General features: G+C 56.6%; 10 protein-coding genes. All 10 read left to right on the plus strand.

Annotation, left to right across the window (positions count from 1 at the left end):
• Positions 1-209: 209 nt before the first annotated feature.
• The gene (locus tag DQ405_RS22495) at positions 210-2,573 is read left to right on the plus strand and encodes a heavy metal translocating P-type ATPase (protein WP_168426202.1); all 2,364 of its coding nucleotides are present in this window, start codon (positions 210-212) and stop codon (positions 2,571-2,573) included.
• Between the two features lie 82 nt (positions 2,574-2,655).
• The gene (locus DQ405_RS22500; protein WP_168426203.1) at positions 2,656-3,033 is read left to right on the plus strand and encodes a hypothetical protein; all 378 of its coding nucleotides are present in this window, start codon (positions 2,656-2,658) and stop codon (positions 3,031-3,033) included.
• Positions 3,034-3,127: 94 nt separating this feature from the next.
• Positions 3,128-4,381: a TolC family protein gene (locus DQ405_RS22505; RefSeq protein ID WP_168426204.1), complete on the plus strand. Its 1,254-nt coding sequence runs from the start codon at positions 3,128-3,130 to the stop codon at positions 4,379-4,381.
• Complete coding sequence (locus DQ405_RS22510; protein ID WP_168426205.1) at positions 4,378-5,829, plus strand: efflux RND transporter periplasmic adaptor subunit; 1,452 nt, start codon at positions 4,378-4,380, stop codon at positions 5,827-5,829. Before DQ405_RS22505 ends, DQ405_RS22510 begins: the two co-directional genes overlap by 4 nt.
• On the plus strand, positions 5,826-8,990 hold the full coding sequence (locus tag DQ405_RS22515) for an efflux RND transporter permease subunit (protein WP_168426206.1): 3,165 nt from the start codon (positions 5,826-5,828) through the stop codon (positions 8,988-8,990). Before DQ405_RS22510 ends, DQ405_RS22515 begins: the two co-directional genes overlap by 4 nt.
• Positions 8,987-9,343, plus strand: a complete 357-nt coding sequence (locus tag DQ405_RS22520) for a copper-binding protein (RefSeq protein WP_168426207.1) — start codon at positions 8,987-8,989, stop codon at positions 9,341-9,343. Before DQ405_RS22515 ends, DQ405_RS22520 begins: the two co-directional genes overlap by 4 nt.
• A gap of 141 nt (positions 9,344-9,484) precedes the next feature.
• The gene (locus DQ405_RS22525; RefSeq protein ID WP_168426208.1) at positions 9,485-9,802 is read left to right on the plus strand and encodes a co-regulatory protein PtrA N-terminal domain-containing protein; all 318 of its coding nucleotides are present in this window, start codon (positions 9,485-9,487) and stop codon (positions 9,800-9,802) included.
• Positions 9,803-9,830: 28 nt separating this feature from the next.
• Positions 9,831-10,088, plus strand: coding sequence for a DUF2933 domain-containing protein (locus tag DQ405_RS22530; protein WP_168426209.1), 258 nt, complete (start codon positions 9,831-9,833; stop codon positions 10,086-10,088).
• Between the two features lie 23 nt (positions 10,089-10,111).
• Complete coding sequence (locus DQ405_RS22535) at positions 10,112-10,342, plus strand: hypothetical protein (RefSeq protein WP_003292646.1); 231 nt, start codon at positions 10,112-10,114, stop codon at positions 10,340-10,342.
• A 90-nt stretch (positions 10,343-10,432) separates the two neighbouring features.
• Positions 10,433-11,643 (plus strand): heavy metal sensor histidine kinase (locus DQ405_RS22540; protein WP_168426210.1); only part of this gene is annotated, 1,211 nt, incomplete at its 3' end.

An 11,643-nucleotide genomic window follows, 5' to 3' on the forward strand; every position in this document is an offset into this window, starting at 1 on the left:
ATTTGCGCGAGCTACTTTTTCCAGCAGCCCGCTTCAACATGCATTCGACCTGACATACCGGAGAACCTGACAGAAATGTAATGGTTAGTTCAACCTTTGGTCAGGACGCTTTGCATATATTGGTTGTCGGACGCTGCAAGCATTGGAAAAACCACAAACGTCCCTGCAGTAGGCCACGTTCGTTGCTAACCAATCCATAAGGTGCCCGTATGTCCTCTCCCCAGTTCCATCTCCAGCCTGACCAAACGAAGGGATCAGCACCGCTCACAGACCCGGTCTGCGGGATGAAGGTGAAAAAGGACAGCGAATATGAACAGGATCACCAAGGAATAACGTACCGCTTCTGCAGCCAGGGTTGCCAGACCAAGTTTAGTTCTGACCCTGCTCGATATCTCGCTGCACAGCAGGCTCAAGGACCGGCATCTCAGGCACCCGCGCCGTCCGCACAGAAGGCACCTGTTGGTGATGCAACGACCGAGTACACCTGCCCGATGCACCCTGAAATCCGCCAAATGGGGCCAGGTGATTGCCCTATCTGCGGGATGTCACTGGAACCGCTGATTCCCGAACTTGACGAGGAGGAGAATCCTGAACTCAAGGACTTCTCAAGGCGGTTCTGGTGGTCATTGCCGTTAACGGTTGCTGTGACCTTGCTGGCCATGGCGGGACATGCACTTCCGCTGTTTCATGGAGCTAGCCAGAATTGGGTTGAACTGGCCCTCACGACCCCAGTTGTTTTGTGGGCAGGCTGGCCATTTTTTTCGCGCGGCCTCGCCTCGGTCAAACATCGCAGCCCAAACATGTGGACATTGATTGGTCTGGGCACGGGGGCTGCGTATATTTACAGCGTCGTGGCAACTGTCTTACCGAGCATATTTCCAGCGTCCTTCATGGTGGGTGGCCGGATAGGCGTTTATTACGAAGCCGCCGCGGTGATCATTTCGCTGACCTTGCTAGGGCAGCTGCTCGAATTGAAGGCACGCTTGCAGACGTCCTCGGCAATCAAGTCCCTGCTCGGCTTATCACCTAAAACCGCTCGCCGTATCGCCAAAAATGGTTCAGAGGAGGACATCCCGCTCATGCATGTTCACGAGGGCGACCATCTGCGCGTTCGTCCTGGTGAAAAGGTACCCGTTGATGGAGAGGTGTTAGAGGGCGAGAGCGCCGTCGACGAATCCATGCTAACGGGCGAGCCGGTTCCGGTGACGAAGCGAACAGGCGATTCGCTTATTGGCGCGACGATGAACACGAGTGGCTCGCTTGTCATGCGAGCCACTAAGGTTGGTTCCGGGACCATGCTTTCACAAATCGTACAGATGGTTGCGAATGCGCAACGCTCAAAAGCACCCATGCAGCGGATGGCGGACACGGTTGCTGGTTATTTCGTACTGACGGTCATCGGTATTGCCTTGCTGACATTCTTTGCATGGGGCCTGTTCGGACCCGAGCAGGGCTGGGTATTCGGCCTGATCAATGCAGTTGCGGTTCTGATCATTGCTTGCCCTTGCGCACTTGGCCTGGCGACGCCTATGTCGATCATGGTTGCCACAGGCAAAGCGGCTGGAAGCGGAGTGCTTTTCAGAGACGCAGGCGCCATCGAGAATGTTCGTAAGGTAGACACGCTGATTGTCGATAAAACTGGAACGTTGACCGAGGGCCGACCTGTTTTCGATCGGGCGGTAGGCGTCACGCCGTTCGATGCTCAGGAAGTCATCTGTTTGTCTGCCAGCTTGGATCAAGGTAGCGAGCATCCCCTAGCCCACGCCATCGTGGACCATGCGAGAAGCGAGGGTATTCAGTTGGTAAAGCCTGAAACCTTCGAGTCAGGGTCAGGGATCGGGGTCCGTGGTCTGGTGGAAGGCAAGCAGCTACAGCTAGGCAACACCGCGCTTATGGAAGATGCGGGTGTGAGCGTTGAGCCTTTGAAAGATCAGGCAGAAAAAATGCGAGAGAGCGGTACCAGCATTGTTTACCTAGCTGTTGATGGGGCACTTGCCGGCTTGCTTGCCGTATCGGACCCAATCAAACCGACTTCCAAGGAAGCTGTAGCTCGGCTCCAAGCGGAGGGCGTGCAAGTCATCATGGCCACCGGCGACGGGCTTACCACTGCCCGCGCGGTGGCTCGTGAGCTATCGATCGATGAAGTGCATGGCGAAGTGAAGCCGCAGGACAAGGAGGCGCTGGTGGTTAAGCTACAAGCCCTCGGTAAGGTGGTTGCAATGGCAGGCGACGGAATAAATGATGCGCCGGCGCTCGCCAGGGCTGATGTCGGCATAGCGATGGGCACGGGCACTGACGTCGCCATGAACAGCGCCCAAGTTACGCTAGTTAAAGGTGACCTGATGGGGATACTTCGCGCCCGTACGCTTTCGGTGGCGACAGTTCGTAATATGCGTCAGAACCTTCTGTTTGCATTTATGTACAACGGGTTGAGCATCCCAATTGCTGCAGGTCTGCTCTATCCGTTCTTTGGACTGTTGCTGTCTCCGATGATTGCTGCCCTGGCCATGAGCCTTAGCTCAGCATCGGTTGTGTTCAACGCTCTCCGGCTCCGTCAAGCGAGTGTAGTTTGAAGCCTGTCGGCTAAGGCTGCTCTTGCAGAGCGACTGATTGCCTCATTGATTGCTCCTGAATTGCCCAGTAAGCTGAAAATATATGAAGTCCACCATCCGCTCCTTCCTTATCCTGCTGCTAATGCTTGCGCTTCCGATCAACGGAATGGCGCAGTTGCTGATGCCGACAGAATTATCTGCGCATCATGTAATGCTTGATATGGAAGGCATGGAGGCCATGGCAGCCAGCCACGCGTTGATGTCTGGCGTCAGCGGCGCTGAGCCCGAGTGCTGTGAAGGGCATGAGCAAGGGAAGACGACCGTCTGCAAGACGGGGCAAGAATGCAAAACCGCAAGCCTCCTTCAGATCGTTGCTGCGAAGGCGCAGCTGGTCCCTGCTGCTAGACCCGTGACCACGCCCTATAACGACCAAATCCCTTCTCGTCTTCTGGACGTAGTCTGGCATCCACCCCGCGTCTGATCCCGATCAAATTCTAGGAACCGCCCGGATGTGAAGATTCGGGCCGGCTACCGCGCGCCTTTGGCTCGCATGGAAGATCAGGAACTCTTTTTTAATGAAACCCCGTATCCGCTGGGCGCCTCCCTACGTGGCCGCCTTGATCATGGGCGCGCTCTCATTTTCCGAGCTCGCATCAGCTCTAACCTTAGAACAAGCCCTGAGCTTGGCCGAGCAAGACGCGCCTTCGCTGGATGCGCAAGCCGCCAATCTCCAAGCCGCGCGCAACGCTGCAATCCCTGTCGGCGAGCTCCCTGACCCCAAACTTAGACTTGGGCTGCAAAACGTACCCATTGAAGGTGACTCACGCTGGCAATTGGACCAAGAGGCCATGACCATGCAAATGGTTGGGGTCATGCAAGATGTGCCAAACCGAGCGAAAAGGCGCGCCCGTGTCGAGGCTGCGCAGGCTAGTGTTGCGCTCGCAGACGTTCAGCAAACCATTGAACGTCTCAGCGTGCGCCAGGCTACTGCCGAGGCATGGATCGCTAGCTTCGCGGTCGAGCAGAAACTGAGTCTTTTCAAACAGCTCTACAGTGAGAATCAGCTGTTTTCGCGTGCTGTTCAGGCGCGTATTGCTGGCGGCGGTGGGCAAACCGCAGACAGCGTGCTTCCGAAGCAAGAGGCAGCATTGCTTGCTGAACAAGAGGATGAGCTGCTACGCAACCAGGTTGTTGCGCGGGCCGACCTCCGCCGCTGGATAGGCGAGCCAGCAGACCAGCCGCTTACAGGCGATTGGCCGCAATGGCTTGCCGACGGTGAGCACTATCAGCACAACCTGAACCGCCACCCGGCCCTGCTCGCCTTCGATCCAATGTCTCGTGAAGCAGAGGCAAAGGTTCGTCAGGCCATCGCTGAGAAAACGCCCGACTGGAGCTGGGGCGTCGATTACCTGCGTCGCGGCCGAGAATACGGCGACATGGTGAACCTCAGCGTCAGCTTCGACCTGCCGTTATTCACCAGCTCTCGGCAGGATCCAAAGATCGCAGCCGAGCGTGCTCGCCTTGCACAGATTGAGGCTCAGCGCCAAGCGACGTTACGCGCGCATAGCCAGGAGCTGGCCGCTGACCTCGCTGAGTATCAGCGCCTGGACCGTGCACTCACCCGTCTCGAACAAACTTTTCTACCGCTCGCTGACGAAAAGGTCCGCCTTGCCATGGCCGATTACCGTTCCGGAAACGGAGCGCTGACCGCCGTAGTCGATGCGCGCCGCCAGCTTGTCGAGACCCGGCTACGGCAGATCGACGTAGCCCGCGACCGATCGCTGAGCAACGCCAGCCTGCATTTCGCCTTTGGAGATATCCGACCATGACCTTCCAATTCAAGCGGCTGGCACTCGTCCTCAGCCTCCCTCTGATGGTTAGCGCTACAGCCCTATTCGGCCTGTCTACCGCAGCCTTCGGACAATCGCCTGCAGAAGAAGGCAAGGAGGTGCTTTATTGGTATGACCCTATGTATCCGCAACAGAAATTCGATGAACCTGGAAAATCCCCCTTCATGGACATGGATCTTGTCCCGCGCTATGCCGATGAGGGAGGCGACGGGGCGTCGATGAGCATCGACCCGAGCGTGACGCAGAATCTCGGCATGCGCCTGGCGACCGCAACGCGTGAGTCAATTAGCCAATCGCTCGAAGCGACAGGTGCATTAATGTTTGACGAGCGAGACGTGGCTGTCGTGCAGGCGCGCGCCGGGGGCTTCGTCGAGCGCGTTTACGACCGAGCGCCGGAAGACGTCATTGAAAAAGGGGCGCCGCTTGCAGATCTGCTTATCCCTGAGTGGGCTGCTGCACAGGAAGAGTACCTGGCACTGAGAAAGATCGGTGAACCCCAGCTGCTCGCAGCGGCCCGTCAGCGGTTGCGCCTTGCTGGCATGCCGCCAGAGGTCATTGCGCAGCTGGAACGGACCGGTAAGGCGCGCCCCGTCTGGACCGTAACGAGCCCGATCGGCGGCGTGTTGAACAGCCTCGATGTTCGCGAGGGCATGACCGTACCCGCAGGCGCATCTCTTGCGCGCGTCAATGGGCTGGACACGGTTTGGCTAGAAGTTGCAGTACCAGAGGCGCAGATCGAAAATTTAGCGCCGGGGCAATCAGTAACAGCGCGCCTGCCCGCCTTTGCGGGTGAAACGCTGGAAGGAACGATCCAGACTGTACTATCGCAGGCCAACCTGGATAGCCGCACTGTGCGTGTCCGGGTTGAGCTACCTAACCCGCAACAGCGGCTTCGTCCCGGCATGACGGCCGAGGTGACGTTGAGTCGCAACGTTGAAGATGCCTTGGTCATCCCGACCGAGGCGGTCATTCGCACCGGCCGGCGAGCATTGGTGATGCTGGCTGAGGATGAAGGTCGTTACCGTCCCGTTGAAGTTCGCATTGGCCGGGAGTTCGATGACAAAACAGAAGTACTTGAAGGGCTCGAAGCCGGCCAGAAGGTCGTGGCGTCCGGTCAGTTCCTTCTTGATTCCGAGGCGAGCCTACGCGGGCTGACCGCTCAGGGTTTGGAGCAGCCTACACCTTCCACCGGACCTGCTTTGCACGAGGCTGAAGGCACGATCGTCAGCCTGGAAGATGGCATGGTTGGCCTGTCGCATGGGCCGTTCAAGACGCTAAACATGCCCGGGATGACCATGTCCTTTCCGGTTACCGATCCATCCCTCTTGTCAGGCCTGCAAACGGGCAACCGTGTCCGTGTTGGCGTGCGTGAAAGCGACGAGGGCTTGGTCATCGAGCGCATCGAGAAGCTCGGGGGCCAGCAATGATCGCAGCCATAATCCGATGGTCAGTGGCCAACCGCTTTCTGATCTTGCTCGCCACTTTGTTTGCGGTCGCCTGGGGTATCTGGTCGGTCAAGAACACCGCTGTCGATGCGTTGCCAGACCTTTCCGACGTTCAGGTCATAATTCGCACGCCATACCCAGGGCAGGCGCCGCAGATTGTCGAGAATCAGGTCACCTACCCGCTGACGACGACCATGCTGTCTGTCCCCGGCGCGAAGACAGTCCGCGGCTACTCCTTCTTCGGGGATAGCTACGTGTACGTCCTGTTCGAGGACGGCACAGACCTCTATTGGGCCCGTTCGCGGGTGCTTGAGTACCTGAGTCAGGTGCAGAGTCGGCTTCCCGCTGCCGCCAAACCTGCCTTGGGGCCCGACGCCACGGGTGTTGGTTGGATCTACCAGTATGCTTTGGTGGACCGAACGGGCAAACATGACCTCTCGCAGCTGCGCTCCCTGCAGGACTGGTTTCTGCGCTATGAGCTCAAAACATTGCCCAACGTGGCGGAAGTCGCGCCCATAGGCGGGATGGTCAAGCAGTACCAGGTCGTACTCGATCCCGTACGCATGGCCAGCAGGGGCGTGACGCAGCAGCAGATTGCAAAGGCGATCGATGAGGCCAACCGTGAAACTGGCGGGAGCGTTCTAGAGCTAGCAGAAACCGAGTTCATGGTTCGTGCGACAGGGTATCTGGAGACTCTCAAGGACTTTCGAGCCATTCCTTTGCGTCTCGACGGCGGCGTGCCTGTGACGCTAGGGGACGTTGCGCATATCCAGCTCGGCCCGGAAATGCGCAGGGGTATTGCCGAGCTTGATGGCGAAGGTGAGGTAGTCGGTGGAGTCGTTATCCTGCGTAGCGGCAAGAACGCTCGCGAAACCATCGCTGCCGTTCAAACCAAGCTTGATGAGCTCAAAGCGAGCCTTCCCGAAGGCGTCGAGATCGTCACGACTTACGACCGTAGCAAGCTGATCGACAGTGCCGTTGAAAACCTCACCCACAAGCTCATCGAGGAATTCATTGTCGTTGCGCTGGTTTGCGCAATATTCCTGTGGCACCTGCGCTCATCTCTGGTCGCCATCGTTTCGTTGCCGATCGGCATCCTGATTGCTTTTATCATCATGCAGCGGCAAGGCATCAACGCAAACATCATGTCGTTGGGCGGCATCGCGATCGCGATCGGAGCGATGGTCGACGCGGCAATCGTCATGATCGAAAACGCCCACAAGCACATCGAGGGCTGGCACAAGCGGCATCCTGGCTCAACTTTGAAGGGCCAAGAGCACTGGAAGGTAATCACTGACGCGGCCGTTGAAGTCGGGCCGGCACTGTTCTTCAGCCTGCTGATCATCACGCTGTCGTTCATACCAGTGTTCACCCTGGAGGCGCAGGAAGGCCGACTGTTCGGTCCGCTGGCGTTCACCAAAACCTACGCAATGGCGGCGGCCGCTGGCCTGTCCGTCACGCTGGTTCCAGTACTCATGGGGTATTGGATACGGGGCAAAATCCCGGATGAACACCGCAACCCACTCAACCGTGGCCTCATCTGGGTCTACAAGCCTGCCCTGGATGCGGTGCTACGTTGGCCTAAGGCGACCCTGCTAGTGGCGGTTCTGGTCTTCCTGACTGGCTTGTGGCCCGTAACTCGCCTCGGTGGTGAGTTCTTGCCCCCGCTGGATGAAGGCGACCTGCTTTATATGCCCACGGCGCTTCCAGGCCTCTCAGCTCAGAAGGCTTCCAAGCTTCTGCAGCAGACGGACCGCCTTATCAAAACCGTGCCCGAGGTCGCTCATGTGTTCGGCAAGGCCGGCCGAGCCGATACCGCGACGGATCCGGCACCGCTGACGATGTTCGAGACCACCATCCAATTCAAGCCAAAGGATCAATGGCGTCCTGGAATGACGCCTGAAAAATTGGTGGAAGAGCTGGATCGCACGGTGCAGGTGCCAGGGCTGGCAAATCTGTGGATCCCGCCCATTCGAAACCGCATCGACATGCTGGCGACAGGTATCAAGAGCCCGATAGGCGTGAAGGTATATGGCACTGACCTCGCGCAAATCGACAAAGCGACCCTGGCGGTCGAGCAGATCGCCAAAACGGTGCCTGGGGTCAGTTCGGCGCTCGCCGAACGACTGACCGGCGGCAGGTATATCGATGTGGATATCGATCGTGTCGCCGCCGCACGCTACGGCCTGAATATCGCGGACGTGCAATCGATCGTGGCCGGTGCCATCGGTGGTCAAACCATTGGTGAAACCGTGGAAGGGCTCGCCAGGTATCCGATCAACCTCCGCTATGGCCGCGAGTGGCGCGACTCGATATCCGATCTGCGCAACCTACCGATCTACACGCCGCAAGGCAGCCAGATCACGTTGGGGACCGTGGCCAAAGTACAGGTGACAGACGGACCGCCCATGCTCAAAAGCGAAAACGCAAGGCTGTCGGGCTGGGTTTACGTCGATGTTCGTGGCCGCGACATGGCGGCTGTGGTGGGCGATCTGAGGGAAAAGATCAGCAAAGGGGTCCAGCTCGAATCCGGCATGAGCATCAGCTATTCCGGCCAATTCGAATTCATGGAGCGCGCTAACGCGAAGCTGAAGCTCGTCGTTCCGGCTACCTTGCTGATCATTTTTGTATTGCTCTACCTAACGTTTGCCCGCTTTGGCGAGGCGCTGCTCATCATGGCCACGCTGCCATTCGCTCTGACCGGGGGCGTCTGGTTCCTATATCTGCTCGGGTACAACCTATCCGTAGCGACAGGAATCGGATTCATCGCACTGGCAGGCGTTTCTGCTGAGTTCGGCGTCATTATGCTGCTGTATTTGAAGAACGCCTGGACGGATCGGGTTAACGCTGGAGCCCATGGCGAAGGCGTCCTGCTCGACGCCATTCGTGAAGGTGCTGTCCAGCGAGTGCGCCCCAAGGCCATGACCGTCGCCGTGATCATCGCTGGCCTGCTGCCCATCCTTTGGGGCGGCGGGACCGGCAGCGAAATCATGAGCCGTATTGCCGCGCCCATGGTGGGCGGGATGATCACCGCGCCGTTGCTCTCCCTGTTCGTTCTGCCGGCAGCCTATCTGCTGATGCGCCGCCGGCAATTGCGTACCACCCCCAAGCAAGCAACCAACCCCACTGGAGAACATCCATGAATATCAAGCACATCACTCTCGCCACACTGTTTCTGGTACCGGCCGCCTATGCTGCTGACAAAGAGCCTATGCAGGGCATGCCGATGGATCACAAAGGCATGAACATGCCAATGGACCAGAAGTCGGCGGGACAGACCGCTACAGCCACAGGTACGGTCAAGAAAGTAAACACCGAGAGCGGAACCGTCACCATTGCCCACGGCCCGGTCGAAGCGTTGGGCTGGCCGTCGATGACGATGGGCTTCAAAGCAAAGCCTGATCAGCTCCAAACGCTGAAAGAAGGGGACCAGGTCGAATTCGAGTTCTCCTCGAAAGGCATGGATTCCACCATTACGCGCATCGAAAAGCAGTAAAGAGCAGAAAGCGACCGCCGCAGGCGCGGCGGTCGTAGCAACACGAAAATGAGCGATTACAGCTTTGTAACCTTGGCAACAGCTTCTTGTAAGTAGCAAGCCTTTAATCTACAGGCATCAACTAACCAAGAGGTGCAAACCATGAACCGCATAACCAAAGTAATCGTTCCTTTTATTCTGACCGTTGCTTCCTCGCTTGCAATGGCCGAAGGCGGAAGCGAACGTACGCTGCAGCGCCTTGACGATACGTCGGGAGCAAAGCCCACACTAAAAATGCTTCTCAAAGAAGGTAAGGTGTTGAGCATCGCGCCAGCCGGTACTGCCGGTACAACCGCGATGATACAAAACTATCGAACTAATGGAAAAGTTCAGACGTATGAGATGAAGGTAAAGACCCCAAACGGAAAAATCCATACGGTAGAGTATTTGGGCACACCAGTTGGCGTAAACAACGGCTAACCTGTCAACTATATCCGAGGATACGTAGATGAGCAGCCTACTTCATAAGACGAAAAGCATACTGCAGCGCAATCCGATCGTGACGGGTTTAACCGCAGCGGTGGTTGGCTACATGCTCCTTAACCAAAGCACTGCGGCGTTGGCAACAACGCTGCCAAGCCTGCTCTTTCTCTTGCCCTGCTTGTTGATGATGGTCGTATGCATGAAGCATATGTCTAGCGGTAAGTGCGACAAGCCCAAGGAGCCCAACGTTGGCGAAAACACCTTGTTAAGCAAAAGCGAATAACCCACTGAACTTGGAGATTTAACATGCGAAAGGCCATCACCGTTACAGCAATCGCAATCACCTTGGCGAGCGGACTGAGTTTCGCAGCGGCAGATAAAGCGGACCAAAGCCATTCAGAAACCGGCATGATGAGCGGCGACAAGCATATGGAAATGATGGGTGACATGCGTGGAATGATGAAAGAGTGTCGTGAGATGATGGGGGCCGCCAAAGCCGACCACTCGCAAAATGGCGAAAATCCAGACGCAGCATAGGATATGAGGGTGTGAGTAACAATGATCAAAGCAGGTGGGGGGTGCCCCACCTGCTTTTTTGTGCTTGATGGCCTAACCAGGACCGTACTGATGGGAAAAGTGTCACTGACGAGCAGAATGGCGATAGCTTTCATGCTCGTGGTTACGGTTGTGCTGCTGGCGGCCGCAATCAGCTTTAATTATTTTTGTCAGCTCCATTTCGTACGCAAAGATGCACAAGTGCTTAATGAAAAAGCCGCTGCAGTAGAGCGTACGCTACGCAGCAGCGCGGCATTCGGGCATGAGACTGCTTCAAGGATCGATGCCGTTATTGAGCACTCCTTTGGTTTCGCAACTGCGGTTGTGGTAGACGGAAAGACTGTTTACTCCCACCACAATTTGTCTGAAAGTTTGCTACCGCTTGTCAATGGCATCCAAGAGGAACGCTGGACAGTAAGTTTCGGTGGCCATCAGTACAGCGGAATTACTAGAAAAGTAAATCGGTGGGTCGGAGGGCAGAACACCGTCATTTATCTAGCCTTAGATGTAACGCACCGCATCCATTTCTTCGAAATGATCCAGAAATGGTTTGCTTATACGCTGGTGGTCAGTGCACTTCTGAGTGGCGCTTTAGGTGTTGTTCTGATCAAGAAGGGTTTAAAACCGATCGACGAACTATCCAAGACCTCTTCTACGGTAACCGCCAATTGCTTGGATACCAGAATTCCAACCGAGTCGGTGCCAGGCGAGCTTCATGAACTCGTGGACAACTTCAATGAAATGCTCTCGCGCTTGGATGGCTCGTTTCTCAGGTTGTCAGGTTTCTCAGCGGATATTGCTCATGAGCTAAGAACGCCCCTGAACAGCATGCTGACCCAAATGGAGGTCGCACTCATGCGCGACCGCGAGAATACCGACTACAAGGACATTTTGTATTCCGCCCTCGAAGAACTTAGGCGCATGTCAAAAATGGTCGATGACATGCTTTTCCTCGCCAAGGCGGACAACGGGAAGATTACGCCCAGTGCCGAAGATGCCAGCATGGCTGAGATTACCGCGAGCGTTATCGAATATTACGAGCTTGCAGCCGAGGACAAAAAGGTAGAAATCGCGCTTTCAGGCGATGGGTCGGTACATGGCGATAAATCAATGCTAAGACGAGCCATCTCAAACATAGTCTCTAACGCAGTTCGGTATGCAGAGGAAGGCAGCACCATCAGCGTTGAAATAAGCGAGAGCGGTGCCTCGGTTTCCACAGCTATTTCCAACCGAGGTACAACAATTCCAGCCGAGCTTCAGGCCCGGGTGTTTGATCGGTTCTA

This window comes from Pseudomonas sp. SST3, assembly GCF_003325755.1.